The organism is Methylorubrum podarium (assembly GCF_040270385.1).
Lineage (GTDB): Bacteria > Pseudomonadota > Alphaproteobacteria > Rhizobiales > Beijerinckiaceae > Methylobacterium > Methylobacterium podarium.
On record NZ_JBELQE010000085.1, the window covers coordinates 166,784 to 191,826 of the forward strand.

Below are 25,043 nucleotides of genomic sequence, written 5' to 3' on the forward strand. Positions count from 1 at the left end.
ATCGATTGGGCTCGCGCTTGCTTCCATCCCGGCCGGTCAGGCCGGACAGGCGAGGCGCGCGATGGCACACGAATACCGGTTCGGCATCGAGGAGGAGCTGTTCCTGGCGAGCAGCCGCACTCGGGCCGCCCCGCGCGAGTCGGTCTCGGCCTTCCACAAGGCGGCGCGGAGCCGGCTGGACGGCGTCGAGCGCGAGATGCTGGAGAGCCAGACCGAGATCAGCTCCAACCCCTCGGCGAGCTTCGCGGAGACCCACGAGGCGCTGGCCAAGCTCCGCACCGGACTGTGCGCCATCGGCCGCGAGCACGGCCTGAAGGTCTTCGCCGCCGGCACCCATCCGACCGCGATCTGGACCGACCAGCGCGAGACCGCCAAGGTCCGCTACCGCAAGATGATCGAGACGCTGCAGATGGTGGGGCGGCGCTCCATCGTCAGCGGCCTGCACGTCCATGTCGAGGTGCCCGATCCGGACCAGCGCATCGCCCTGATCAACCGGCTGATGCCGTTCCTGCCGGTGCTGCTGGCGCTGTCCACCTCCTCGCCCTTCTACGAGCGCCACCGCACCGGGCTGGCCGGCTACCGCCTGCGGGCCTATGCCGAGCTGCCGCGCACCGGCCTGCCCGAACTGTTCGACGGCCGGGACGATTTCGAGCGCTACGTTCGGGTGATGACGCGGGCCGGCGCTGTCGAGGACGCGACCTACTTCTGGTGGCATATCCGCCCGTCGGTCCGCTACCCGACCCTCGAATTGCGGGTCGCCGACAGCTGCACCCGGCTCAAGGACACGCTGGCCGTCGCCGCGCTCTACCGCTGCCTCGTGCGGCTCTGCGTGCGCCGGCCCGAGCTGAACGAGACGCCGACGGGCGCCTCGCGCGGCTTCGTGATGGAGAACCTGTGGCGGGCGCAGCGCGACGGGATCCACGCCGCCCTGATCGACGAGGCGAAGGAGGAGGCGGTGCCGATGCGCCACCTCGTCGGCCGCCTGGTCGATCTTGTCGCGGAGGACGCCGCGGCTCTGGGCTGCGCCGCCCAGGTCGCCCACGCCCTCACCATCGCCGAGTGCGGCTCCAGCGCCGACGGCCAGATCCGCGCCTACGAGGCGTCGCTCGCCGCTGGCGGCAGCGAGCGCAAGGCGCTCTCCTGCGTCATCGACTGGCTCGCCCGCGAGACGGCGAACTGCGACGCGTGACGGGGCGCCGCCGGCCCGCCCAGGAACATCGGCCGCCCGCTCCGGTTGCTCCGAGAGGTACGATTCCGCCTTGAGGAGACTTCCATGAGAACGCCAATCACCGCCGCCGCCTGCCTGCTCCTGCTGGGCGCGGCGGGGATGCCGGCCCATGCCCAGTCGGTCGGCGAGAAGACCGGCGTGAATTCGCTGATCGGCGTCGCCCCCTCGTCCCAGGACTTCGTCACGCAGGCCGTGATCAGCGACATGTTCGAGGATCAGTCGAGCAAGCTCGCCCTGGAGAAGTCGGACGAGAAGACCAAGGCCTACGCCAAGAAGATGATCGAGGACCACAAGAAGACCTCGGACGAGCTGAAATCCGTGGTCCAGACCGGCGACATGAAGCTCACCCTGCCGACCGCCCTGGATTCGAGCCATCAGAGCAAGCTCGACAAGCTCAAGAGCCTGAGCGGCGAGGACTTCACCAAGCAGTATCACGACGATCAGGTGACGGCGCACAAGAACGCCACCGACCTCTACAAGCGCTACGCCGACGGCGGCGACAACGCGGCGCTCAAGGCCTTCGCCATCAAGACCAAGCCGCATCTCGACGAGCACCTGAAGATGGCTCAGGACCTCGACAGCAAGAAGTAGTTTTTTGTGTTTTGGGGCGGCGTTCCTCGGTGAGCGCCGCCCGTTCCGCAATCAGTCCTCTGGGAGATTGTTCGACCTGCCCATTCTGGCAGCCTGAAGTCTCCTCTTGCTGAGGTGCTGCGGTAGCAGCCTCGAAGCACGCCGCGACGCTTCTCCCGCGGGCCTGTGCCATGGGATCGACCGTTCCGGCGTGCTTCGAGGCCGAGCTGGCGCTCGGCGCCTCAGCATGAGGAGCGATGGCGCGGCCTCAAACCTCCCTTAGGCAAGCACCGAGGCCGGCGTTATTCTCTCACCCAACCTTTGCCGAGAACGCCGCCGCCTTCGCGCGGATCACTTCGGCGGCCCGGTCGATGCCGGCGCGGTCCACGTCGAGATTGGCGGTCGCGCGGATCTGGTGCGTTCCGATCGCCCGGACGCGGACATCCTCCTCCAGGCAGGCGGCGGCGAAGGTCGAGGCGGTGATGCCCAGGCCTTCCACCGTGAAGCACAGGATGTTCGACTGCCCTGCGGTCGGGTCGAAGGCGAGGCCCGGCACGTCGGCGATCGACCGATGCAGGTGGCCCGCATTGGCGTTGTCCTCGGCGAGCTGCGTCATGTGGTGGTCGAGGGCGTAGAGCCCCGCCGCCGCCAGCACGCCCGACTGGCGCATGGCGCCGCCGAGCCGGTACTTCCACTGCCACGCCTGCTCGACGAAATCCCGCGTTCCGGCGAGGACCGCCCCGACCGGGCAGCCGAGGCCCTTGCTGAGATCGATCCAGGCGCTGTCGAAGCCGGCCGCGTATTCCGCCGCCGAGAGGCCGGTGGCGACCACCGCGTTGAGCAGGCGCGCCCCGTCGATATGCGCCTTCAGGCCGCGGGCCTGGGCATAATCCCGGATCAGGCGCATCTCGCCGATGTCCCAGACCGTTCCGCCGGAAAAGCTCGTCGTCTGCTCGATCGAGACCAGCCGCGAGCGCGGGGCCGTGCGCTGCGGAACCCGGATCGCCGCCTCGACCTGGGCGAGGGTGAACAGCCCGACCCGGGTCGGGAGCGCCTTCACCGAGACGCCGCCGATCGCGGCCGCGCCCGCGGCCTCCGTGTTGTAGATATGGGACTGGTCATCGACGATGATCTCGTCGCCCGCCCGGCAATGCACCAGGATCGAGGCGAGGTTGCACATCGTGCCCGACGGCATGAACACGGCCGCCTCCTGGCCCATCATCGCGGCGACGCGCTCGCACAGGGCGTTGGTGGTCGGATCGGAGTTCGACTGCTCGTCGCCGACCTCGGCCCGCGCCATCGCCTCGCGCATGCCCGGCGTCGGACGCGTCTGGGTGTCGCTGAACAGGTCGATCATGGCGCGTCCATTCTTTGCTGGGTCTCGGCCCGCCGGCCCGTGGCAGCCCTCGCAGCCCGGCCCATGAATGCATGAAAAATTCAATCGGCTGCAAGCCGGCCGGGTCCCCGATCGACGATCGTCTCCGGAGGCGCAGCACTTTCCACGGAACTCACGAAGCTGGGAACGGCTACGTATCTCGACAGGCGGTAGCAGCAAGTCTAGGAATTGAGACGCGAAAAATCGCATGTAAAATTCTTTGAGAGCTCGATGAATAGAATTGAGCCCAGTATCGGGATCAGCCGCCGCTACCTTCACGATGAGGTGGCGGACCGGATGCGCGAATTGATCAACGAGGGCGAGCTGGAACCGCGGGCGCGCGTCAACGAGAGCGAGCTGACCGAACGGTTCGGGATCTCACGCACGCCCCTGCGCGAGGCGATCAAGATCCTCGCGACGGAAGGGCTGCTGGAGCTGCTGCCCAACCGCGGCGCCCGCGTCGCGAGCATCTCGCGCACCGAACTCGAGGAGATGATCGAGGTCGTCGCCGGGCTGGAGGCGACCGCCTGCGAGCTCGCCTGCCGGTCGATCTCCGAGGACGAGCTGGGCACGGTCGAGGCGATGCACCGGGAGATGGTGGCGGCGTGGCAGGCCCGCGACGAGGCGAACTACTTCCGCCTCAACCGCGAGATCCACGAGGCCATCATGCTGGCGAGCCGCAACGCCAAGCTGCGCAGCCTCTATCTCGGCCTGACCGGCCGGATCCAGCGCTCCCGCTACAGCGCCCACCAGACCGAGGCGCAGTGGGCGCAGGCGGTGGAGGAGCACGAGCAGATGGTCGTGCTGCTGCGCGCCCGCGACGGCGACGGCCTCGCCGCGCTGATGCGCCGGCACATCCGCTCGAAGAAACCGGTCATCGCGGCGATGTACGGCGAGGAGGAAGACGGAGGAGCGCGCCTCACCGCCCCTTGAAGTTCGGCGGGCGCTTTCCGAGGAAGGCTTCCATCCCCTCGCGAAAATCCTCGCTCATGTAGGTCATCAGGATCAGGTCGTCGCCGGGCCGCTCGCCCTCGGCGGCCTCCGTGGCGCCCTCCTCGGCGATGCGGCGCAGGCCCTCCTTGGTCGCCCGGAGGGTGAGCGGCGCGTGGGTCGCGAGCAGGGCGGCGAGCGCCTCGGCGCGGGCCGCGACGGCGGCGGCATCCTCGGCCACCTCGTTGACGAGACCGATGGCAAGAGCCTCGTCGGCCTCGACGAGGCGGGCGGTGAACAGGATGTCCTTCACCCGCGGACCGCCGATGAGGTTCGCGAGCCGCCTCAACGTGTTCTGCGAGAGGCAGTTGCCGAGGGTGCGGGCGATGGGGAAGCCGAACCGGGCGTCGCGGCTGGCGATGCGCATGTCGCAGGCGGCGGCGATCGCCGCGCCGCCGCCGGTGCAGGCCCCGGCGATCGCCGCGATGGTCGGCACCCGAAGCCGCTCCAGGCCCCCGAGCACCCGGTCCATGAAGCGCTCGTAGCCGAGCGCGTCCTCGGGCTTCGTGAAGCTGCGGAACTGGGCGATGTCGGTGCCCGCCGCGAACGCCTTGTCGCCCGCACCGGTGATGATCACGGCCTTGATCGCAGGATCGGCCTCGATCCGCTCGCACAGCTCGACCAGCCCGCGATACATGGCGAAGGTGAGCGCGTTGCGCGCCTTCGGCCGGTTCAGGGTGATGCGGGCGATGCCCGCCGCGTCCACCGCGAAGAGCAGTTCGTCGGTCGGAGCGGTCTCGGCTTCAGCACGGGCGTCGGCACTGTCGGCACTCATGGGGCGGTTCCTCGTCAAGCGTCTCGGGCCGTCGTCTCGCGCACGACGCCTCGGGCGATGAGATCGTCGATCGCCGCCCCGTCATAGCCGGCCTGGGTCAGGATGGCGCGGCTGTGTTCGCCCAGCAGCGGCGCCGGCCCGTGCACCCGCCCCGGCGTCGCCGAGAACTTGACCGGCAGGCCGAGCGTGCTCATCCGCCCGGCGCGGGGATGCTCGACCTCGACCACCATCTCGCGGGCGCGCGCCTGCGGGTCGGCCTGCATGGCGAGCACGTCGAGGACGGGGCCGGCCGGCACGCCGCCGGCCTCCAGCCGCGCGAGCCAGTCGGCCGAGGATGCGGTGCGGAAAGGCGGGGCCAGCGCCGCGGCCAGGGCCGCGCGGTTCGCCATGCGGTCGCGGTTGGCCGCGAAGCGCGGGTCTTCGGCGAGAGCCTCGGCACCGAGCACCGCGAGCAGGCGCAGCCAGTTGGTCTGGTTGGCGGCGCCGATGGTGATCCAGCCGTCCGCCGTCTCGAACGCCTCGTAGGGAGCGTTGAGCGGATGGGCCGAGCCCATCGGCCCTGGGGCGACGCCGGTGGCCATGGCGATGGCCGATTGCCAGTAGGTGAGGGTGATGCCGGCCTCGAACAGCGAGGTATCGACCACCTGCCCCTCGCCGGTCCTCAGCTTGTGGACATGGGCGGCGAGCACGCCCATCGCCGCCAGGATCCCGGCGGTGATGTCGGTGACCGGCGGTCCGCACTTCATCGGCGGCCGGCCCGGCCCCTCGCCGGTGATGCTCATCAGCCCGCTCATCCCCTGCGCCACGAGGTCGAACCCCGCCCGCTCGGCGTAGGGACCCGAACGGCCGAAGCCCGAGAGCGAGCAATAGATCAGCCCGGGAAACTCCTGCCGGAGCACCTCGTAGCCGAGGCCGAGGCGCTCCATCGTGCCGGCGCGGTAGTTCTCGATCAGCACGTCCGCGTCGGCGAGCAGGCGGCGCAGGATCGCCTTGCCCTGCGCGCTCTTGAGGTCGAGGGCGATGCCGCGCTTGCCGCGGTTCATCATCATGTAGGCCGCGCTCTCGCCCTCGATCGCGGGCGGGACCGAGCGGCGGGTGTCGTCGCCGCCCTCGATCTTCTCGACCTTGATGACCTCGGCACCCATGTCGCCGAGCATCAGCCCGCAGACCGGCCCGGCCATGATGTGGGCGAGTTCGACCACCTTCACCCCGGCCAGCGGACCGGACTTTCGCGCCTCCGTCATGGCCTAGCCATGCTCCGCAGCGGGCCGGTACGCGGACGGCACGTCGAACGGCCCATCGGATGCCTGCCACCGATCCATCGGACGAATCTCCCTTCGCGGCGAGCGCTTCGCGGCGGCGGTCCGGCGGAGACCGGCCTCGTTCGCGCGCACTCGCATTTTGAATCCGTTTTACGGGCCGTCCGGCCGGATAGGCAACCAATTTTGAATGCGATCGTCTCGGCCGGTTCCGAGGCGTGGGGCGTATCCGATGCACGATGGAACGTGCGGGCGCGCTCCCGGTTGTCGGCGTAAGCGTGGCCGTCGCGGATTGTTCCTCGACGGTTCTCGCGGGCGGATCTTGGCGAGCGGAGGGATCGATGCGCGGGTTGAGCACGGCACTCGGACTGGTGGCGGCGCTTGCCGTGACGGCGGCGGGCATCGCCCCCGCGGACGCGTCCTGCGCCCGCCGCATCGTCAACAAGTCCGGCTACGTCGCCCTCGTCAGCCGCGACGGCGGACCCTGGGTCGCGGTGCGGCCGGGCCGCTCGCAGACGATCAACTACTACCAGTCCGGGCGCATCGACGTGGCCCTGACCTGCGGACCCGGAGCCCTGCCGGAGCAGGCCGCCTTCCGGGCGAGCTACGACACGGTGGCGGTGATCGACCGCTGCTACATCCGCTTCGGCGACGGCTTCTTCGAGGAGCAGCTCGGCGGCGGCTTCACCGGCCGCAAGGAGACGGGCCCGCTCGCCCTCAACAACCCGCGCCAGGGCGACCTCGTCGTCGGCCCGCAGGCCGGCGCCTGCCCGGCGACGGAGCGCGCCGCGCTCAGCGCCCGCTATTAGGCTTCGTTCCCGGGGCGTGCTAACCCGCGTGCCCCGTCGTCAGCGACGACGTGCCGAGATCCGAGACAGAATTCATGCGCTCGATCCTTCCCATCGCCGGAGCCATCGTCCTCGCCATGACCAGTGCCGCATCCGCCGCCCAGCCCGTGACGCTGCCCTCGGGCCTCAGCTACACCGACGAGGTGGTCGGAACCGGCCCCGAGCCGAAGACCGGCCAGCAGGTCACCGTCCACTACACCGGCTGGCTCGACGAGGGCGGCGGCAAGCGGGGCAAGAAGTTCGACTCCTCGCGTGACCGCGGCCAGCCCTTCTCCTTCACCATCGGCGCCGGTCAGGTGATCCGCGGCTGGGACGAGGGCGTGGCGACGATGAAGGCCGGCGGCCGCCGCATCCTGACGATCCCGCCGGCGCTCGGCTACGGCGCCCGCGGCGCCGGCGGCGTGATCCCGCCCAACGCCACGCTGATCTTCGACGTGGAGCTGATCGGCTCGCGCTGATCGCCTAGAACCTCGTCCTGGATCCGATATCCAGGACGAGGTTCCAGATCCTTGTTTTCGCATCATCTTTTTCCGAAAGCCGGCAACCACCTTTCGGGACGATGCTCCGAGTCCGGCGCCCGCGCGGGCGCCGGATCGCATCCGCGGACGGCTTCAGATGAGCCGGTGCTCGCGGGCGAGCGCCAGGAGATCCCGCTGCGGCCGGGCGCCGATATGCTCGATGACCTCGGCCGCCGCGAGCGCACCGAGACGGGCCGAGGCCACGTAGTCGATGCCGCGGGTGTAGCCGGCCAGGAAGCCCGCCGCGAACAGGTCGCCGGCGCCCGTGGTGTCGACCACCTCGCGCGCCGGGAAGGCGTCCACCGCCCGCACCTCGCCGCCGCGCACCACCAGCGCGCCTTGCGCCGAGCGGGTCACGAGGCCGAGCAGGTGCGTCCCCTTCACGCCCCGTTCCTCGCGCAGGGCCGCGACCGCGGCGTCCGGATCGTCGGTCTGGTAGAGGCTCTGCAGCTCGCCGATATTGGCGAACAGGATGTCGATGCTGCCGTTGCGGATGAGTTCGAGGAACTCCTCGCGGTAGCGGCCGACGCAGAAGGCGTCCGACAGGGTCAGCGCGACGGCGTTGCCGGCAGAATGCGCGACCTTCACCGCCTTGCGGAACGCGTCCTTGGCGGCGGGCGGATCCCACAGATAGCCTTCGAGATAGGTGACGCGGGCCGAGCGGACGGTGGCCTCGTCCACGTCGTCGGGGGAGAGGCCCTGGCAGGCGCCGAGATAGGTGTTCATGGTGCGCTCGCCGTCGGGCGTCACCAGGATGAAGCAGCGGGCGGTCGCCGGCCCCTCGGTCGCCGGCGGCACGTCGAAGCGCACGCCGGTCGCCTTCAGGTCGTGGCTGAACAGCCGGCCGAGCTCATCCTCGTGCACCTTGCCGACGAAGCCGGTCTTGGCGCCGAGAAGCGCCGCGCCGACGGCGGTGTTGGCGCCCGAGCCGCCGGAGACGACGGTCGCCGGCCCCATGACCTCGAAGAGGTTCTCGGCCCGCGGCTCGTCGATGAGCTGCATCGCGCCCTTCGCCACGCCCTGCTCGACGAGGAACGCCTCCTCGGCATGGGCGATGAGATCGACGATGGCGTTGCCGAGGACAAGAAGGTCGAGGGATTGGGACATCGGGCCGTCCGGTCTCGCGTGACAGATGGGCCGGGCCTGTCGCACCCCGTTCGGCAAGCGTCAAGCAAGGGGGGCGTCAGGGCTCCGCGAACAGGGCCGCCACGGCGAGCGTGAGGCCGGGCGGATCGAGCGAGAGATCGCCGGAGGCGGCGATGCGGGTCTCGATCAGGTCGCCCGTGCTGCGGCGATGGTGAATCACCGTGCGCCGCTCGGTGTCGAGGATGAGGTAGTGCTGCACGCTCGACAATTGGAAGTAGCCCATGAGCTTGGCGCCGGTGTCGATGTGCCGCGTGCTCGGCGAGACGACCTCGATCACGATCACCGGGGCGTCGGCCTCGACGGCGCTGTCCGCGAGACGGTCACCGCACCGCACGAGCGCATCCGGTTCGAACGACGTCTCGGCATCCACGCGAACGACCATTCCGTCCGGAAACATCTCGCAGGGGACACCAGCCGCTAAAATCGCTCGGTCGAGAGCGCGATGAACCCGATACTTGACGCGAGCATGAACCGCCCGCTGGGGCGACATGGCGAAAACTTCGCCATTGAGGAGTTCATGCCGGCCCGGCTGACCTTCAGTCCAGGCCAGAAACTCGTCGACGGTCATGCGGGCCGTCGGCCCGGTCCTGGGCTGCGCGCTCATAGACTCAAACTTATCATCATTGCCGATGCCCGCGAAGACGCGGCTACTGCTGCAGCGCCTTCACCTCGCACTGCGCATAATCTGAACTCGCCTTCACGTAGGCGTTGAGCTTCTGGACGTAAGCTCCTGCGATCGGCTGGAAAGCCTGGGCCTGGGCGTTGTAGGCCTTGATCGCGTCGTTGTAGCTGTAGGCTTCCCAGCCGGGGCAGCCCTCCTTCTTGTCGAGGCAGGCAGGCTTTTCGGGAAGCTTCGGCTTCTCCGGCCGCGCCTCCGCCGGCGGGGGCGTCGGCGGGGTGCAGGGGGCGGCGATGGCCGGTCCTGCGAGGCCGGCGAGCGCCAGCGCCGTGATGATGCGTCCTGCCATGATCCGTCCCCAAGCCGTTGCCGCCACGCTTGTGTCCGTCGAGTTGTGGCGGGAATGGGGTGGGCACGGCACAGCGACGACACGGCCCAGCGTTAACGCTCCGTCGCGTTCGATCGGGTAAAAGGCCGCGCATGCCGCGCACGCAAGATTCCACCGCCGTCGAAACCCTCAGCGAGGACGCCGCCCAGGCGCGCCACGCCGCGCTGTCGCGGGACATCGAGCGGGCGAACCACCTCTACTACAACGAGGACGCGCCCGAGCTGTCGGATGCCGAGTACGACGCCCTGCGCCGGGAGCTGGAGGCGATCGAGGCGCGCTTTCCCGCTTTGACCGGCACCACCGAGGCGAGCGCGGGCGTCGGCGCCAAGCCGACGGAAAAATTCGCCAAGGTCCGGCACGCGGTGCCGATGCTGTCGCTTGGCAACGCCTTCGCCGACGAGGATGTGGAGGAATTCGTCGCCCGGGTGCGCCGCTTCCTCAATCTGACGGCGGAGGAGCCGGTCGCCTTCACCGCCGAGCCGAAGATCGACGGGCTGTCGCTGTCGCTGCGCTACGAGGGAGGAAAGCTCGTCACGGCGGCGACGCGCGGCGACGGCGAGGTCGGCGAGAACGTCACCGCCAACGCCAGGACCGTGGACGACATCCCGGAAACGCTCTCCGACGAGGGTTTTCCGGACGTGCTGGAGGTGCGCGGCGAGATCTACCTGTCGCACCAGGACTTCGCCGACATCAACGCGCGCCAGGAGGCGGCGGGCAAGCCGCTCTTCGCCAATCCGCGCAACGCCGCCGCCGGCTCGCTGCGCCAGCTCGATCCGGCGATCACCGCCTCGCGGCCCCTGCGCTTCTTCGCCTATGCCTGGGGCGAGGTATCGGAGCCCTTCACCGACACGCAATCGGCGGTGCTGGAGCGGTTCCGGGGATGGTGCCTGCCGGTCAATCCGCGGACCAAGCTGTGCCGCTCGCCGCAGGAGATGCTCGCGCATTACCGCGCCATCGAGGCGGAGCGGGCCGGGCTCGGCTACGACATCGACGGCGTCGTCTACAAGGTCGATGACCTCGGCTTCCAGCGGCGGCTCGGCTTCGTCAGCCGGGCGCCCCGCTGGGCGCTGGCGCACAAGTTCGCGGCGCAGGAGGCGATCACCGAACTCCTCGCCATCGACATCAATGTCGGCCGCACCGGCTCGCTAAACCCGCTGGCGCGCCTCAAGCCCGTCACCGTCGGCGGCGTCGTGGTCTCGAACGCGACACTGCACAACGAGGGCTACGTCCAGGGCGTCGGCGCCGACGGCGAGCCGATCCGCGAGGGCCGGGACATCCGCGTCGGCGACACCGTGATCGTGGTGCGCGCGGGCGACGTGATCCCCAAGGTGATGGACGTGGTGCTCGACAAGCGCCCGCCTGAGGCCGTGCCGTACGTCTTCCCCGAGACCTGCCCGGCCTGCGGCAGCCGGGCGGTGCGCGAACTCAACCCGCGCACCAAGAAGCTCGACGCGATCCGCCGCTGCACCGGCGGCCTGATCTGCCCGGCGCAAGGGGTGGAGCGGCTGAAGCACTTCGTCTCGCGCAACGGCTTCGACCTCGAAGGCTTTGGTCAGACCTATATCGAGGTGCTGTTCGAGGCCGGCCTCGTGAAGCAGCCCGCCGACCTGTTCCGCCTTCAATTCGAGCCGCTGAAGGCGGCGATCGTCGCCCGGCGCGAGGCCCTCTCGGCCCAGCGCCGCGCGGAGGGCGAGGCGGCGCCGAAGAAGCCGACCAAGAAGAAGGGCGAGGAGGAGGACAAGGCGATCAAGAACCTCCTCGCCTCGCTCGACGCGCGCCGGACAATCCCGCTCAACCGCTTCCTGTTCGCCCTCGGCATCCCGCAAATCGGCGAGTCGACGGCCAAGGCGCTCGCGAAGCGGTTTCCGGATATGGACGCGCTGATGGCGGCGCTCGCGGCAGCGACCAAGGAGCAGGCGGGCCGCGACTGGCTCGAACTCTCGGCGCTCCCGCGGATCGGCCCCGGCACCCGCGACCGGCTGTTCGAGACCCTCGACCCACTGCCCGGCGAGGCGATGACGGATCAGAGCCTCGGCGCGCGCCTGCGCGGCCGGCTCACGCCCTCGCAGCGCGAGGCGGTGCTCGCCCATTACGGCAGCGAGGCGGAAACGGATGCGGCGCTGGAGCGGGCCGCCTCGCAGCGGCCCGGCGACGCCTACCGGCTCTTCGCCGACGACGGCGAGATCGGGCCCGTCGCAACGGATTCGCTGATCCAGTTCTTCTCCGAACCGCACAACGACGCGGCGGTGCGGGCGCTGCTCGAAGAGGTCAAAACCGAGCCGCTCGCGGCCCCGACCTCCTCGGCGGCGGCTTTTTCCGGCAAGACCGTCGTCTTCACCGGCACCCTCGAGAAGATGACCCGCAGCGAGGCCAAGGCCACCGCCGAGCGCCTGGGCGCCAAGGTCTCCGGCTCCGTCTCGGCCAAGACCGACCTCGTGGTCGCCGGACCCGGCGCCGGCTCGAAGCTCAAGGACGCCGAGCGCCACGGGGTGAGGGTGGTCTCGGAGGACGCGTGGCTGGAGATGCTGGCGGAGTCCTAAATTCGCCATCGAGCCTTGACCCCGCGCCCCCCGCGGCGCAAGCGGGGCGCCGGATCAGCCGGCCGGGCGGCCGCTCCGTCGTCAGACGGGGAGGAAAGTCCGGGCTCCATGGAGAGGCGGTGCCGGATAACCTCCGGCGGGGGCGACCCCAGGGACAGTGCCACAGAGAGCAGACCGCCTTACCGAGGCTCGTCCTCCGTAAGGTCAGGGTGAAAGGGTGCGGTAAGAGCGCACCGCGGACGCGGCAACGCGGACGGCACGGCAAACCCCACCGGGAGCAAGACCGAATAGGGGCGACACGCTCCTCTCCGCGAGGGGAGGGCAGGCCCGCTCTCCAGGCTCGTCGCCCGGGTTGGTTGCTCGAGGCGGCCGGCAACGGCCGTCCCAGAGGAATGGCTGCCACGTCCGTAGGTTCATCTCACGGGCCCTACAGAACCCGGCTTACAGGCCGGCTGATCCACCCGATCTTCGCGAAGAGTGCATTCCATCGTCGGCGCGGCGAAGAGCCGTCCGATCGCGGCGATCCCCGCCTCGCGCGTCCGACGCCGGAAGCATGAGTTGCCGGTGCGCCCGCTGGTCAACCTCAAGAGACCGCGGCCCTCATTGACGCTCGGTTAACCTTGATGCGGTCAGATCACAGCAGCCTGCACGGTCAAGTTCGTTGACGCGTTTCGAGGGCCCATGTTACCCCGAGCCATCCCGTTGACGCCCTGTTCTGGATCGGCCAACACTCGCTCAGGTTGCCGCGCGGGACTGCGTGCGCGTGGCCCGAGCCGCTCGCGGATCGGCGTCGCCACATCCGACAGGACCGCGGTGCGGTCCGCCCACTCAGCAGGCCCTCATGACCCCTCCCTCGCCGGATGGCGCCCGAGCCTTTTCCGGATTCCGCGAGATCGCTGCGGAGGGGTGCCGATGAGCCGGTCGCCGCGCACGACGAAAGCCGAAACCGCGAAGGCCGAGCCCGTCCGCCACATTCCCGTTCTCCTCGCCGAGGTTCTCGCCGGGCTCGCCCTCGACCGGCCGGGCCTGGCCGTGGACGGCACCTTCGGTGCCGGCGGCTACACCCGCGCGCTCCTCGACGCCGCGCCCGAGATCCGGGTGATCGCCATCGACCGCGATCCCTCGGCGATCCGGGCCGGCGCCGCTCTCGTGGACGCGTCCGGAGGCCGCCTGCGGCTGGTGCAGGGCCGCTTCGGCGATCTCGACACGCTCATCGCCGACCAGGACGAGGCGCAGGCCGACTGGGTCGTGCTCGACATCGGCGTGTCCTCGATGCAGCTCGACGAAGCGCATCGCGGCTTCTCGTTCCGCCAGGACGGGCCGCTCGACATGCGCATGGGCGGCGACGGCCCGAGCGCGGCCGACCTCGTGAACGGCGAGGAGGAGGGCACGCTCGCCGACATCCTCTACCATTTCGGCGAGGAGCGCCGCTCGCGGGCGGTGGCCCGCGCCATCGTCGAGGCGCGCCGCCGCGCTCCCATCACGACGACGGCGCAGCTCGCCGAGCTCATCGCCGGCGTGGTGCGCCCCGAACCCGGCAGCCCGATCCATCCGGCGACCCGCAGCTTCCAGGGCTTGCGGATCGCGGTGAACGACGAGCTCGGCGAGCTGGTGCGCGGCCTGCACGCCGCCGAGCGGGTGCTCAAGCCCGGCGGCCGGCTCGCCGTGGTGACGTTCCACTCGCTGGAAGACCGCATCGTGAAGCAGTTCTTCTCCGCCCGCAGCGGCCGGGCGGCTCAGGCCTCCCGCCACCTGCCGGGCGTCGAGCGGCCGGCCCCCAAGAGCTTCCGGCTCGTGACCAAGGGGCCGATCCTGCCCTCGGAGGCGGAGACGGAGGTCAACCCGCGGGCGCGCTCGGCCAAGCTGCGCGCCGGCGAGCGGACCGATGCGCCGCCGCCGCCGCCGTTGAACGCCATCGAGACGCTGGCGAGCCTGCCGGCTCCGCAGGGACGGGGGGCACGGCGGTGATCCGGCTTCTCAACGTGCTGGCGATCGTAGGCCTGATCGGCTCGGCGGTCTACGCCTACTCGATCAAGTACGACACGCTCTATCAGGCGGGTCAGGTCTCCAAGCTGAAGACCGCCCTGCACAAGGAGCGGCAGGCCATCGCGGTGCTGCGCGCCGAGTGGCAGCTCCTGACCCGGCCCGACCGGCTCCAGGCGGCGGTCGAGCGGCATCTCAGCCTCGAACCCATCGGCGACGGGCATCTCGCCCGTCTCTCCGACCTGCCGAACCGGCCCGACCGGGGCGACGAGATCGGCCGGCTCCTGGCCTCCACGGCGACCCCGACCGGCACGCCCAAGGACAAGCCGTCGAGCGCCCGCGACGAGCCGCGCACCACGGGCTCCGTCACCAGCCGCACCGTCTCCACCCGTCCGCCGACGGCTTCGAGGTAGCGTTTCCGTGTCCCAAGACTCGTTCCGCGACTCTTCCCGAGACCCGTCGCTAGATCCGACGCCAGATTCGTCGCAAGACCTCCCGCACGGTCACGCGCCGGAGGGATTGGAGGCGCCTGCGCACGATGCGGCGATGTCCGCGTCGGTCGCGGCGCCGGAGCCGCTCCCGGAGCGGGTGGTGGCGAGCGAGCCGCCGGCCTCGGCGCTGACCCGGCTCGCCCGGATGATGTTCCGCCTCGCGATCGAGCGCTCGCACGCCCGCGTGGCGCTGGTCGGCCTCGCCTTCACGGCGGTGTTCGTCACGATCGGCGTGCGGCTGATCGTGATGGCGGCGACGCCCGCCAGCACCAGCGACGAGCACCGGGTGGCGGCCGTCGCCACCACCACCATCCGCCCGGACATCATCGACCGCAACGGCGAGATCCTGGCCGCCGACATCCGCACCGTCTCGGTCTTCGCCGAGCCGAAGCGGATGGCGCGCACCTTCGACACCGACGAGGCGGTCGAGCTGCTGACCGCGGTGCTGCCCGAGCTGAACGCGGCCGAGCTGCGCGCCAAGCTGTCGTCGAAGAAGGGCTTCGTCTGGATCAAGCGCGAGATCACGCCGAAGCAGCAGCTCGAAGTCCACCGCCTCGGCATTCCGGGCGTCGGCTTCCTGCCCGATCACAAGCGCGTCTATCCGAACGGCGTCGCGGCCGCGCACATCATCGGCGCGACGAACCTCGACAATATCGGCATCGCGGGGATCGAGAAGTACATCGACAACCGGGGCAACAAGGCGCTCAACGAGTTCGGACTCGTCGCCAAGCAGACCGACCTCTCGCCGATCCAGCTCTCCCTCGACCTTCGCGCCCAGTTCGCCGTGCGCGACGAGCTCGTGAAGGGCGTCGAGAAGTTCAAGGCGAAGGCCGGCGCCTCGATGATCCTCGACGTGACGACGGGCGAGGTCGTCGCGCTCGCCTCCTACCCGGATTTCGACCCGAACGAGCCGAAGGACGCGCTCTCGGACGACCGCATCAACCGGATGAATGTCGGCGTCTACGAGATGGGCTCGACCTTCAAGGCGATGACGCTCGCCATGGCGCTCGATTCCGGCAAGTACAATGTGAACTCGACCTTCGACACCCGCGGCGGCGTGCTGCACTGGGGCCGGCAGAAGATCCACGACTACCATGCCACCGGCCGGGTGCTGACCATGCCGGAGGTGTTCACCCACTCCTCCAACATCGGTTCGGCCAAGATGGCGCTCGGCGTCGGCGTGCCCGGCCACCGCGCCTTCCTCAAGAAGATGGGCCTGCTCGACCGGATGCGAACCGAGCTGCCGGAATCGGCCGCACCGATCCTTCCGCCGCGCTGGGCCGAGATCAACACCATCACCATCGCCTTCGGCCACGGCATCGCGGTGGCGCCGATCCAGGCGGCGGCGGCGGTGGCGGCAATCGTCAACGGCGGCGACCTGATGACGCCGACCTTCCTCAAGACCGACGAGCCGACCGCGCGGGCCAAGGCCAGCCACGTGCTCAAGCCGGAGGCGAGCGAGGCGATGCGCTTCATCATGCGCCTCAACGCCACCGAGGGCTCGGCCAAGAAGGCCTCGATCCCGCTCTACTACGTCGGCGGCAAGACCGGCACGGCGGAGAAGGTCATCAACGGGCGCTACGCCAAGAACCGCCTGTTCACGACCTTTATGGCCGCGGCCCCCATGGACAAGCCGAAATACCTGTTCCTGACGATCATGGACGAGCCGCAGGGCCTGCCCGAGACCGGCGGCTACGCCACGGCGGCGTACAATTCCGGCACGGTGACGGGCAAGATCATCGAGCGGGCCGCGCCGATCCTCGGCCTGGCGCCGCGCTTCGACCCGCCGGTGAAGCCGTTCCCGCTGATGGTGAAGCTCGGCGCCTACCACGCGACCATGGTGGACGGGCAGTGACGGCCTCCTGTACCCGGTCGGCCTGACCCGCACGGACTCTTCCGAGGCTTCTTCCCGATGAGCCAGCCGACGCTCGCCGATCTGTTCCCGGAGGCGGATGCGGCGATTGCCGCCCGCCCCGTCGCCGGCCTCACCGCCGACAGCCGCAGGGTCGTGCCCGGCGGCGTGTTCGTGGCGGTGCCCGGCACCGCCGCCGACGGCCGCCTCTTCGCCGCCGCCGCGGCGGCGGCCGGCGCGGTCGCCGTGGCCGGGGAGGGAGCCCGCCCGGCCGACCTGCCCGAGGCGACGGCCTGGATCGCAGTGGCGGAAGCCCGCCGGGCGCTTGCGCTCGCCGCCGCCCGCCTGTCCGGGCGCCAGCCGGAGACCGTGGTGGCGGTCACCGGCACCAGCGGCAAGAGCTCGGTCGCCGACTTCGTGCGCCAGATCCTGTCGCGCCTCGGCCGCGAATCCGCGAGCCTCGGCACCGTCGGCATCGTCACCAATCGCGGCGCGGAATACGGCTCGCTGACGACGCCCGATCCCGTCACGCTCCACCAGACCCTGGCGCGACTGGCGGAGGAAGGCATCACCGATCTCGCCATGGAAGCCTCCTCCCACGGCATCGAGCAGCGCCGCCTCGACGGGGTCGAGCTGACGGCCGCCGCCTTCACCAATCTCGGCCGCGACCACCTCGATTATCACCCGACCATCGAGGACTACCTCGACGCCAAGCTCCGGCTGTTCACCACCCTGCTGCCGAAGGGCCGCCCGGCGATCGTGAACGCCGACGGCGCCTATGCCGAGCGCGTCGTCGGTGCGGCGGACGCGGCCGGCCACGCCATCCGGACGACGGGGCGCGGCGGCGACTTCATCCGCCTGACCGAGGCCGGCACCGAAGGGTTTTCGCAGGCGCTGACGCTGGTCCATGGCGGCCGGGAATACCGCGTGCGCCTGCCGCTCGTCGGCGGCTTCCAGGTCGAGAACGCCCTGGTCGCGGCGGGCCTCGCCCTGGCGACCCCCGCCGGCGCGGCCGATCCGGCCGGCGTCTTCGCCGCGCTCGAAGGGCTCACCGGCGTGCCGGGACGCATGGAGCGGATCGGCGAGGCGAACGGCGGCCTGTGCCTCGTCGATTACGCCCACAAGCCGGAGGCGCTGGAACACGTGCTGGCGGCGCTCCGCCCCTTCGCCAGCGGGCGCCTCGTCGTGGTGTTCGGCTGCGGCGGCAACCGCGACGCCGGCAAGCGTCCGATCATGGGGGCCATCGCCGAACGCCTCGCCGACCGGGTGATCGTCACCGACGACAACCCCCGCAACGAGGAGCCCGCCGCGATCCGCGCCGCGATCCTCGCCGCCGCACCGGGAGCGGAGGAGATCGGCGACCGGGCGGAGGCGATCCGCGCGGGCGTGCGGGATCTGAAGCCCGGCGACGTGCTGGTGGTGGCCGGCAAAGGTCATGAAACCGGCCAGATCGTGGGGCCACGCGTGCTCCCGTTCTCGGATCACGACACGGTACGCGCCGCGATCGCGGAGTTGAACGGATGACCGACGCCTCCCTCTGGACTCCCGCCGCCCTCGAAGCCGCGACCGGCGGCTCGTTGCGCGGCGAACCGCGCCCGATCGCCGGCGCCTCGATCGACACCCGCAGCCTGGAACCCGGCGACCTGTTCTTCGCCATCCGCGGCGAGGCGCGGGACGGGCACGACTTCGTGACGGCCGCCCTGGACAAGGGTGCGGGCGCCGCCGTGGTCGCCGCCTCGCGCGCTGGCGAGTTCGAAAAGATTGGCCCGGTGCTCGCCGTGCCGGAGGAGGGCGACGACCCGGTGCTGGAGGCGATGCGCCGCCTCGGGCTGGCCGCCCGCGCCCGAACCGGCGCAGCGATCGTCGCGGTGACCGGCTCCGTCGGCAAGACCGGCACCAAGGAGGCCCTGCGTCACGTGCTCTCGGCGCAAGGCGCGACCCATGCCTCCGTCGCCTCCTACAACAACCATTGGGGCGTGCCGCTGACGCTCGCGCGGATGCCGGCGGAGAGCCGCTTCGGCGTGTTCGAGATCGGCATGAACCACGGCGCCGAGATCCTGCCGCTCACCGCGATGGTGCGGCCGGACGTGGCGCTGATCACCACGGTCGAGCCGGTCCATATCGAGCATTTCCGCTCGCTCTCGGCGATCGCCGACGCGAAGGGCGAGATCTTTTCCGGGCTCAAGCCCGGCGGCGTCGCGGTGATCAACCGCGACAACCCGAACTACGAGCGGCTGCTGGCCCATGCCCACGCCTCGCGGGCCGGGCGCGTCATCACCTTCGGCGAGCACGCCTCCGCGGATGTGCGGGCGCAGCGCATCCTGACCCGCCCCGATGTCTCGGTGGTCGACGCCACGGTGATGGGCATCCCCGTCACCTACCAGCTCGGCACGCCCGGACGGCACGTGGCGATGAACTCGCTCGGCGTGCTGGCCTGCATCCACGCGCTGGGCGCCGACCTCGCCCGCGCCGCCCTGTCGCTGGCGGCCCTGAAGCCGCCGGTCGGGCGCGGCGAGCGCACGGCGCTGCGGATCGAGCAAGGAGCTGGGGAAGCCGAGGCCTTCCTCATCGACGAGAGTTACAACGCCAACCCGGCCTCCATCCGCGCCGCCCTGGCGACGCTCGCCAGCATCGAGACCGGGCCCAAGGGCCGGCGCATCGCCGTGCTCGGCGACATGAAGGAGCTCGGTGCGGCCGGCGAGACGCTCCACCGCGAGTTGGCGGATGCGGTCGCGGCCAACGGCATCGATCGCGTCTTCGCCGTCGGCCCGCTCATGGCGCACCTGTTCGAGGCGCTGCCGATGCCGGTGCGGGGTGCAGCCGGCCTCACCGCCGCCGACGTCACCGACGCCGTCCTCGCGACCCTGCGGCCGGGCGATGCGGTGATGGTGAAGGGCTCCAACTCCATGCGCATGGTCCGCATTGTCGAAGCGGTCAAAGCCCGCTACGCGGTCGCGCCGGACCCGCGCGAAGCCTCGCTGAACGCGGTCCGCTGAGCTTACCCCACCGGCCGAGCCATCGCGCCCGGCCGTTCCTTCCGGCCGCGCGCGACGCCGTGCCGGGCGTGTCGACAAAGAACCTGCCGCGGACGGACGAACGCATGCTCTATCTGCTGTCGGAACTGAGCGGCACGCTCACGCCCCTCAACGTGTTCCGCTACATCACCTTCCGCACCGGCGGCGCGCTGTTCACGGCGGGCTTCTTCGTGTTCTGGTTCGGACCCTGGATCATCTCGCTGCTGCGCCTGCGCCAGGGCAAGGGCCAGCCGATCCGCGAGGACGGCCCGGCGACCCACCTGACCAAGCGCGGCACCCCGACCATGGGCGGCCTGATGATCCTGGCCGGCGCGGTCGTCTCGATCCTGCTCTGGACCAACCCGCACAACCACTACGTCTGGGTGACGCTCGCCGTGACTCTCGGCTTCGGTGCGATCGGCTTCTACGACGACTACCTCAAGGTGACGAAGCAGTCGCACAAGGGCTTTTCCGGCCGCTTCCGGCTGCTGCTCGAATTCGCGATCGCGGGCGCGGCCTGCCTGCTGATCGCGATCTACTCGCCGCCCGCCCTGCAGAACCAGCTCGCCTTCCCCGTCTTCAAGGACGCGCTGCTGAACCTCGGCTGGTTCTGGGTGCCGTTCGCCGCCTTCGTGATCGTCGGCGCGGGCAACGCGGTCAACATCACCGACGGGCTCGACGGCCTCGCCATCGTGCCGGTGATGATCGCCTGCGCCACCTTCGGCGTGATCGCCTACCTCGTCGGCAACGTCATCTATTCCAGCTACCTGCAGGTGAACTACGTGCGCGACACCGGCGAGCTCGCCGTGGTCTGCGGCGCGGTGATCGGGGCGGGTCTCGGCTTCCTCTGGTTCAACGCGCCGCCCGCGCAGATCTTCATGGGCGATACCGGCTCGCTGGCGCTCGGCGGCCTGCTCGGCTCGATCGCGGTGGCGGCCAAGCACGAGATCGTGCTCGCCATCGTCGGCGGCCTGTTCGTGCTGGAGATCATGTCGGTGATCATCCAGGTGCTGTCGTTCAAGCTGACCGGCAAGCGCGTCTTCCGCATGGCGCCGATCCACCACCATTTCGAGCAGAAGGGCTGGAAGGAGCCGCAGGTCGTGATCCGGTTCTGGATCATCGCCGTCATCCTGGCGCTGATCGGGCTGGCCACGCTGAAGCTGCGCTGAGCGGCCGAGCGAGCGGCAAATCGAGCGGCAACGTGAGCGGCAAGGCACGAGAGACAGATCCATGACGCCAGCCACCACCTTCGCCGGCCGGAAGGTCGCCCTGTTCGGCCTCGGCGGGTCCGGACTCGCCACCGTCCGCTCGCTGCTCGCCGGCGGCGCCGACGTGCTGGCCTGGGACGACAACGCGGGCAGCCGCGACCGCGCCCGCGAGCAGGGCATCACCGTCACCGACCTCAACGAGGCCGACTGGTCGGGCTTCACCGCCCTGGTGCTGGCGCCCGGCGTGCCGCTGACCCATCCCGAGCCGCACTGGACCGTGGGGCTGGCGCAGGCGGCCGGCATCCCGATCATCGGCGACATCGAGATCTTCTGCCGCGAGCGCGCGGCGCTGGCGCCGGACGCGCCCTTCGTCGCCATCACCGGCACCAACGGCAAGTCCACCACCACCGCGCTCACGGCGCACCTGCTGCGCCATGCCGGCCGCGACGTGCAGATGGGCGGCAATATCGGCACCGCGATCCTGTCGCTCGAGCCGCCCGCGGCAAACCGCGTCCACGTGGTCGAGCTGTCCTCGTTCCAGATCGACCTGACGCCCTCGCTCAAGCCCGGCGTCGGCATCCTGCTCAACCTGACGCCGGACCATCTCGACCGTCACGGCACCATGGAGAACTACGCCGCGATCAAGGAGCGGCTGGTCATGGGCGCGGACCTCGCGGTGATCGGCGTCGACGACGCCTACTGCGCGGCCATCGCCGGACGCCGGGCGGGGGAGCGCATCCGCCTCCACGTCGAGGGCCACGGCGACGCGGCGGGCGACTACGTCTGCAGCGCCGGCACGGTGCGCGGACCGGACGGCGCCGTGATCGCGGAGGTCTCCGGCATCCCATCGCTGCTCGGCGACCACAACCTCCAGAACGCCGCCGCCGCGGTCGCCGCCGCGATCCGGCTCGGCCTCACCGGCGAGGAGATCGCGGCGGGCCTCAGGAGCTTCCCCGGCCTCGCCCACCGGATGGAGCCCCTGCGCCGGATCGGCAAGACGCTGTTCGTCAACGATTCCAAGGCGACCAACGCCGATTCCACCGAGAAGGCGCTGCTGGCCTTCCGCGACATCCACTGGATCGTCGGCGGCAAGGCGAAGGAGGGCGGCATCGAGCCGCTTGCGCCGCTGTTCGACCGCGTCGCCCACGCCTACCTGATCGGCGCGTCGAGCGACGCCTTCGCCGCGACCCTGGAGGGACGCGTGCCCTTCACCCGCTGCGGCACGCTGGAGGCCGCGACCGAGGCGGCGGCCCAGGCCGCCGGCGCGGCCGGCACGGAATCCCCCGTCGTGCTGCTGTCGCCGGCCTGCGCCTCCTACGACCAGTTCCCGAACTTCGAGGTCCGCGGCGACCGATTTCGCGCGCTGGTCGCCGCGCTGCCTGGGCAGGCCGAGGCTTGAGGCCCGAACCCGACCGGTCGGACGCGACGGCGATCCGATTGGGACGCGATCACCGGGCCGTTGGCGTCCTTCTGGCCCGCCGTTAAGACGCGTGCGGTGGCCAGGCCCCCCAAACACGGCCTGCAGCCGCAACGAGGTGCCGCCGGATGACCTTGCAAACGTGGTGGCTCTTCGTCGTCGCCGTCTTCGTGCTCTCCGGGACCCCGGGGCCGAACATGCTCCACGTCATGAAGCGGAGCACGGAGGTCGGCTTTCGACGCTCGATACCGACGATGCTCGGCTGCCTGTCGGCGATCCTTCTCGCCCTGCTGCTCTCGGCGATCGGGCTGGCGGCCGTCCTGACGGCACTTCCCGCCGTGTTCGAAGTCCTGCGCTATCTCGGCATCGCCTATCTCGTCTATCTCGGCGTGAGGGCCTGGCGGGAGGACCCGGCTCCCCTCGTTCTCGCCGAAGGCGCGCCTGACCGGGGGAACCCGCTTCCCCTCTGGAAGCTGTACCGGGACGGGTTCCTGATCGGCATCACGAACCCGAAGCTGCTGCTGTTCGCGACGGCGTTCCTGCCGCAGTTCGTCGACAATGCCGCGCCGCAGGCTCCGCAATACGGGATCCTGCTGGCAACCTTCGGAGTGATCGAACTGGGCTGGTACGCCGTCTACGCCTTCGGCGGCCATTCGCTGGCGCGCCACATCCAGCGCCCGCGCTGGAAGCGCCTGTTCAATCGGATCAGCGGCACCGTGTTCATCGGGTTCGGACTGGCGCTCTTCCAGGCGCGGACCGTATAGGCCGGTCCGCGCCGGACCCGTCACCGGCCTGATCGCGGCGCCTCGGCGAGCGCTCCGTCAGGCGCTCTTGCCCACCGGCCGTTTCTCGGCCGGCGGCTCGGCGGGTTTGGCCTCGGGCGCAGGTTCCCTCCCTTTGCCGACGGTACGGCGGGCGCGGAAGGCCGGCCGGGTCTCCGCCTCCTTCCGCTTCAGCATGGTGCGGAACTCGTCGCGCCGCTCGTGGATCGAGGCGATGACGTGGCCCATCGGCACGCCGACATCGACCAGCACCGCCTCCGAGAGCTGGAGCGAGGCCTCGATCGTCTCCGGCACCGCGTCGTCGACGCCCATCTCGTAGAGCTGCGTGGCGTGGCGCGCGTCGCGGGCGCGGGCGACGATGGTGAGGTCTGGCCGCTCGGCGCGGGCGGCCTGGACCACCGCCTCCACCGCGCGGGGGTTGTCGAGGGTCACCACGAGGGCGCGGGCCGTGGCGATGTCGCAGCGGCGCAGCATCTCGGTGTTGGCGGAATCGCCGAAATAGACCGGGCTGCCGAGCCGGCGCTGCTCGGCGACGCGGGCGGGATCGGAATCGAGCCCGATATAGGGGATGGCGTGGCGCTTGAGCATCTCGCCGACGAGCCGCCCGACCCGGCCGTAGCCCGCGACGATCACCCGGTTCTGCTGCGGGTCCGGCACCGGCTCGGCCCGCGCCCGGCCGAGTTGCTCCCTGGATACCCGCCTGCCGATCCGCCGGCCGATCGCCGCGAGGCCGGGGATCGCGATCATGGTCACGGTGGTGACGATGAGGGCGGCCCCGCCCACCGGCTCCGGCACGAGACCGGCGACCATGGCGCCGCCGATCAGCACGAAGGCGAACTCGCCGCCGGGGCCGATCAGCAGCGCCGTCTCCAGGGCGACCGCGCGGGAGATCCCCATGATGCGGGCCCCCGCCAGCACCACGGCGCCCTTGATCAGGAGCAGCGCCAGCGACAGGCCGAGGATCGCGCCCGGTGCGGCGACGAGCTGGGCCGGATCGAGGTTCATGCCGACCGAGACGAAGAACACGCCGAGCAACAGGCCCTTGAACGGGTCGATCGTCGCCTCGATCGCCCGGCGATACTCCGTCTCGGCGAGAAGCAGCCCGGCAACGAAAGCGCCCAGCGTCATCGACAGGCCGCTGCCCGCCGCGACCAGCGCCGTCGCCACGATGACGAGCAGGCAGGCCGCCATGAACAGTTCGGGCGAGCGGGTGCGCGCCACGAGCTGGAACAGCGGGCGAAGCGCCAAGCGGCCGGCCACCACGATCACCACCAGGGCGACCGCCGCCTGACCGAGCGCCAGGGCGAGCGCGCCGCCGAGATCGCCGCCGTCCTTCCGGCCGAGCACGGCGATGGCGAACAGGATCGGGGCCACCGCCAGATCCTGGAACAGCAGGATCGCGAAGCTCGTGCGCCCGGCCGGGGTGCCGAGCCGCTTCTGCTCGGCGAGCACCGGCAGCACCACCGCGGTGGAGGAGAGGGCGAGCGCCAGCCCCACCAGCACCGCCCCGGCCACCGGCTGGGCGAGCGCGACGAGGATCGCGGCGATCACGGCGGCGGAGGCCGCCACCTGGATCGCGCCGAGGCCGAAGACGAGCCGGCGCAGCACCCGCAGGCGTTCCCAGGACAGCTCGATCCCGATCATGAACATCAGGAAGATGACGCCGAATTCGGCGAGATGCGCGATCTCCGACCGGTTGCCGATGGTGAAGGGGGCAAGCCACGGATGCGCGTCGGCGAAGCGCCCGAGGCCGAACGGCCCGAGCAGCGCGCCCGCGCCGATGAAGCCGAGCACCGGGCTGATCCGCAGCCGGTGGAACAGCGGCACGACGATGCCGGCGGTGACGAGGAAGAGGATCGCCTCCCGGTAGCCGCCAGCAAATGCACCCGTCTGCGCGCCCGCTTGCGCGGCGATCTGGGTTCCGGCCTGCACGGGGTCGGTCATCGGGGCTGTACGCTGACACCTGAAAAGGAGGAGGGCGGTCCGGCGCCCTGCAGCGTCGATGCCGCGGGAGGGTCCGGCCGCATCATGGTCGGCGAG

Annotated in this window: 21 protein-coding genes and 1 other RNA gene; 15 read left to right on the top strand and 7 right to left on the bottom strand. The window is 70.6% G+C overall.

The annotated features are described in order from the left end of the window. Nucleotides 1-61: 61 nt before the first annotated feature. Both ABS772_RS16680 and ABS772_RS16685 read left to right on the top strand, forming a co-directional pair. The gene (locus ABS772_RS16680; protein ID WP_350395927.1) at nucleotides 62-1,189 is read left to right on the top strand and encodes a carboxylate-amine ligase; all 1,128 of its coding nucleotides are present in this window, start codon (nucleotides 62-64) and stop codon (nucleotides 1,187-1,189) included. A gap of 84 nt (nucleotides 1,190-1,273) precedes the next feature. After that, complete coding sequence (locus ABS772_RS16685; protein ID WP_350395928.1) at nucleotides 1,274-1,819, top strand: DUF4142 domain-containing protein; 546 nt, start codon at nucleotides 1,274-1,276, stop codon at nucleotides 1,817-1,819. 289 nt (nucleotides 1,820-2,108) lie between these two features. Here ABS772_RS16685 and ABS772_RS16690 read toward each other — a convergent pair whose 3' ends face one another. After that, nucleotides 2,109-3,155: a threonine aldolase family protein gene (locus ABS772_RS16690; RefSeq protein WP_350395929.1), complete on the bottom strand. Its 1,047-nt coding sequence runs from the start codon at nucleotides 3,153-3,155 to the stop codon at nucleotides 2,109-2,111. A gap of 249 nt (nucleotides 3,156-3,404) precedes the next feature. Here ABS772_RS16690 and ABS772_RS16695 point away from each other — a divergent pair, with 249 nt between their 5' ends. Beyond that, on the top strand, nucleotides 3,405-4,106 hold the full coding sequence (locus tag ABS772_RS16695; protein ID WP_350395930.1) for a GntR family transcriptional regulator: 702 nt from the start codon (nucleotides 3,405-3,407) through the stop codon (nucleotides 4,104-4,106). Here the strand turns inward: ABS772_RS16695 and ABS772_RS16700 are convergent. Then, nucleotides 4,093-4,938, bottom strand: a complete 846-nt coding sequence (locus ABS772_RS16700; protein ID WP_350395931.1) for an enoyl-CoA hydratase — start codon at nucleotides 4,936-4,938, stop codon at nucleotides 4,093-4,095. The two genes, ABS772_RS16695 and ABS772_RS16700, sit on opposite strands and share 14 nt — an antisense overlap. Before the next feature lie 14 nt (nucleotides 4,939-4,952). Then, nucleotides 4,953-6,182 (bottom strand): CaiB/BaiF CoA transferase family protein, encoded by a 1,230-nt coding sequence (locus ABS772_RS16705; protein ID WP_350395932.1) that lies wholly within the window; start codon nucleotides 6,180-6,182, stop codon nucleotides 4,953-4,955. A 356-nt stretch (nucleotides 6,183-6,538) separates the two neighbouring features. Here ABS772_RS16705 and ABS772_RS16710 point away from each other — a divergent pair, with 356 nt between their 5' ends. Beyond that, nucleotides 6,539-7,006: a hypothetical protein gene (locus ABS772_RS16710; protein WP_350395933.1), complete on the top strand. Its 468-nt coding sequence runs from the start codon at nucleotides 6,539-6,541 to the stop codon at nucleotides 7,004-7,006. Nucleotides 7,007-7,080: 74 nt separating this feature from the next. Continuing rightward, nucleotides 7,081-7,503, top strand: coding sequence for an FKBP-type peptidyl-prolyl cis-trans isomerase (locus ABS772_RS16715; protein ID WP_350395934.1), 423 nt, complete (start codon nucleotides 7,081-7,083; stop codon nucleotides 7,501-7,503). Nucleotides 7,504-7,656: 153 nt separating this feature from the next. Here the strand turns inward: ABS772_RS16715 and ABS772_RS16720 are convergent, their stop codons facing one another. From ABS772_RS16720 to ABS772_RS16730, 3 genes are all read right to left on the bottom strand, one after another. Next, nucleotides 7,657-8,670 carry an adenosine kinase gene (locus ABS772_RS16720; protein ID WP_350395935.1) on the bottom strand — a complete coding sequence of 338 codons (1,014 nt, stop codon included), beginning with the start codon at nucleotides 8,668-8,670 and terminating at the stop codon, nucleotides 7,657-7,659. A gap of 76 nt (nucleotides 8,671-8,746) precedes the next feature. Then, nucleotides 8,747-9,313, bottom strand: a complete 567-nt coding sequence (locus ABS772_RS16725) for a Uma2 family endonuclease (RefSeq protein ID WP_350395936.1) — start codon at nucleotides 9,311-9,313, stop codon at nucleotides 8,747-8,749. A gap of 43 nt (nucleotides 9,314-9,356) precedes the next feature. Beyond that, nucleotides 9,357-9,677 carry a hypothetical protein gene (locus ABS772_RS16730; protein WP_350395937.1) on the bottom strand — a complete coding sequence of 107 codons (321 nt, stop codon included), beginning with the start codon at nucleotides 9,675-9,677 and terminating at the stop codon, nucleotides 9,357-9,359. 131 nt (nucleotides 9,678-9,808) lie between these two features. On the opposite strand from ABS772_RS16730, the gene ligA reads away from it, so the two are divergent. The 10 genes from ligA (at nucleotide 9,809) to ABS772_RS16780 (ending at nucleotide 22,985) form a co-directional block, all read left to right on the top strand. Continuing rightward, the gene (ligA, locus tag ABS772_RS16735; RefSeq protein ID WP_350395938.1) at nucleotides 9,809-12,256 is read left to right on the top strand and encodes an NAD-dependent DNA ligase LigA; all 2,448 of its coding nucleotides are present in this window, start codon (nucleotides 9,809-9,811) and stop codon (nucleotides 12,254-12,256) included. Between the two features lie 54 nt (nucleotides 12,257-12,310). Further along, nucleotides 12,311-12,716, top strand: an RNA gene (rnpB, locus tag ABS772_RS16740) — RNase P RNA component class A. 452 nt (nucleotides 12,717-13,168) lie between these two features. Continuing rightward, nucleotides 13,169-14,224, top strand: coding sequence for a 16S rRNA (cytosine(1402)-N(4))-methyltransferase RsmH (rsmH, locus tag ABS772_RS16745; protein WP_350395939.1), 1,056 nt, complete (start codon nucleotides 13,169-13,171; stop codon nucleotides 14,222-14,224). Further along, nucleotides 14,221-14,652, top strand: coding sequence for a cell division protein FtsL (gene ftsL, locus ABS772_RS16750; RefSeq protein WP_350395940.1), 432 nt, complete (start codon nucleotides 14,221-14,223; stop codon nucleotides 14,650-14,652). Before rsmH ends, ftsL begins: the two co-directional genes overlap by 4 nt. A gap of 133 nt (nucleotides 14,653-14,785) precedes the next feature. Continuing rightward, a complete protein-coding gene (locus tag ABS772_RS16755; RefSeq protein WP_350395941.1) occupies nucleotides 14,786-16,585 on the top strand; it encodes a peptidoglycan D,D-transpeptidase FtsI family protein in 1,800 nt (599 codons plus the stop codon). Between the two features lie 57 nt (nucleotides 16,586-16,642). Beyond that, a complete protein-coding gene (locus tag ABS772_RS16760) occupies nucleotides 16,643-18,106 on the top strand; it encodes a UDP-N-acetylmuramoyl-L-alanyl-D-glutamate--2,6-diaminopimelate ligase (protein ID WP_350395942.1) in 1,464 nt (487 codons plus the stop codon). Next, nucleotides 18,103-19,578, top strand: a complete 1,476-nt coding sequence (locus tag ABS772_RS16765) for a UDP-N-acetylmuramoylalanyl-D-glutamyl-2,6-diaminopimelate--D-alanyl-D-alanine ligase (RefSeq protein ID WP_350395943.1) — start codon at nucleotides 18,103-18,105, stop codon at nucleotides 19,576-19,578. Before ABS772_RS16760 ends, ABS772_RS16765 begins: the two co-directional genes overlap by 4 nt. Nucleotides 19,579-19,682: 104 nt before the next feature. Beyond that, nucleotides 19,683-20,765 carry a phospho-N-acetylmuramoyl-pentapeptide-transferase gene (gene mraY / locus ABS772_RS16770; RefSeq protein WP_238257989.1) on the top strand — a complete coding sequence of 361 codons (1,083 nt, stop codon included), beginning with the start codon at nucleotides 19,683-19,685 and terminating at the stop codon, nucleotides 20,763-20,765. Between the two features lie 61 nt (nucleotides 20,766-20,826). Beyond that, entirely contained in the window at nucleotides 20,827-22,203 is a 1,377-nt protein-coding gene (gene murD, locus ABS772_RS16775) for a UDP-N-acetylmuramoyl-L-alanine--D-glutamate ligase (protein WP_350395944.1), read from the top strand. A 146-nt stretch (nucleotides 22,204-22,349) separates the two neighbouring features. Continuing rightward, nucleotides 22,350-22,985, top strand: a complete 636-nt coding sequence (locus tag ABS772_RS16780; RefSeq protein ID WP_350395945.1) for a LysE family translocator — start codon at nucleotides 22,350-22,352, stop codon at nucleotides 22,983-22,985. A 57-nt stretch (nucleotides 22,986-23,042) separates the two neighbouring features. On the opposite strand, the gene ABS772_RS16785 is transcribed toward ABS772_RS16780, so the two are convergent. After that, on the bottom strand, nucleotides 23,043-24,947 hold the full coding sequence (locus ABS772_RS16785; protein ID WP_350395946.1) for a cation:proton antiporter domain-containing protein: 1,905 nt from the start codon (nucleotides 24,945-24,947) through the stop codon (nucleotides 23,043-23,045). Nucleotides 24,948-25,043: the final 96 nt, after the last annotated feature.

What these genes read in the sequence shown, in the direction of transcription:
- ABS772_RS16720 (WP_350395935.1), bottom strand. Translation starts at nt 8,670, where the DNA reads ATGTCCCAATCCCTCGACCTTCTTGTCCTCGGCAACGCCATCGTCGAT.
- ABS772_RS16690 (WP_350395929.1), bottom strand. Translation starts at nt 3,155, where the DNA reads ATGATCGACCTGTTCAGCGACACCCAGACGCGTCCGACGCCGGGCATG.
- ABS772_RS16780 (WP_350395945.1), top strand. Translation starts at nt 22,350, where the DNA reads ATGACCTTGCAAACGTGGTGGCTCTTCGTCGTCGCCGTCTTCGTGCTC.
- murD (WP_350395944.1), top strand. Translation starts at nt 20,827, where the DNA reads ATGACGCCAGCCACCACCTTCGCCGGCCGGAAGGTCGCCCTGTTCGGC.
- ABS772_RS16760 (WP_350395942.1), top strand. Translation starts at nt 16,643, where the DNA reads ATGAGCCAGCCGACGCTCGCCGATCTGTTCCCGGAGGCGGATGCGGCG.
- ligA (WP_350395938.1), top strand. Translation starts at nt 9,809, where the DNA reads ATGCCGCGCACGCAAGATTCCACCGCCGTCGAAACCCTCAGCGAGGAC.
- rsmH (WP_350395939.1), top strand. Translation starts at nt 13,169, where the DNA reads ATGAGCCGGTCGCCGCGCACGACGAAAGCCGAAACCGCGAAGGCCGAG.
- ABS772_RS16680 (WP_350395927.1), top strand. Translation starts at nt 62, where the DNA reads ATGGCACACGAATACCGGTTCGGCATCGAGGAGGAGCTGTTCCTGGCG.
- ABS772_RS16755 (WP_350395941.1), top strand. Translation starts at nt 14,786, where the DNA reads ATGTCCGCGTCGGTCGCGGCGCCGGAGCCGCTCCCGGAGCGGGTGGTG.
- ABS772_RS16695 (WP_350395930.1), top strand. Translation starts at nt 3,405, where the DNA reads ATGAATAGAATTGAGCCCAGTATCGGGATCAGCCGCCGCTACCTTCAC.
- ABS772_RS16705 (WP_350395932.1), bottom strand. Translation starts at nt 6,182, where the DNA reads ATGACGGAGGCGCGAAAGTCCGGTCCGCTGGCCGGGGTGAAGGTGGTC.
- ABS772_RS16765 (WP_350395943.1), top strand. Translation starts at nt 18,103, where the DNA reads ATGACCGACGCCTCCCTCTGGACTCCCGCCGCCCTCGAAGCCGCGACC.
- mraY (WP_238257989.1), top strand. Translation starts at nt 19,683, where the DNA reads ATGCTCTATCTGCTGTCGGAACTGAGCGGCACGCTCACGCCCCTCAAC.
- ABS772_RS16730 (WP_350395937.1), bottom strand. Translation starts at nt 9,677, where the DNA reads ATGGCAGGACGCATCATCACGGCGCTGGCGCTCGCCGGCCTCGCAGGA.
- ABS772_RS16785 (WP_350395946.1), bottom strand. Translation starts at nt 24,947, where the DNA reads ATGACCGACCCCGTGCAGGCCGGAACCCAGATCGCCGCGCAAGCGGGC.
- ABS772_RS16715 (WP_350395934.1), top strand. Translation starts at nt 7,081, where the DNA reads ATGCGCTCGATCCTTCCCATCGCCGGAGCCATCGTCCTCGCCATGACC.
- ABS772_RS16710 (WP_350395933.1), top strand. Translation starts at nt 6,539, where the DNA reads ATGCGCGGGTTGAGCACGGCACTCGGACTGGTGGCGGCGCTTGCCGTG.
- ABS772_RS16685 (WP_350395928.1), top strand. Translation starts at nt 1,274, where the DNA reads ATGAGAACGCCAATCACCGCCGCCGCCTGCCTGCTCCTGCTGGGCGCG.
- ABS772_RS16725 (WP_350395936.1), bottom strand. Translation starts at nt 9,313, where the DNA reads ATGAGCGCGCAGCCCAGGACCGGGCCGACGGCCCGCATGACCGTCGAC.
- ABS772_RS16700 (WP_350395931.1), bottom strand. Translation starts at nt 4,938, where the DNA reads ATGAGTGCCGACAGTGCCGACGCCCGTGCTGAAGCCGAGACCGCTCCG.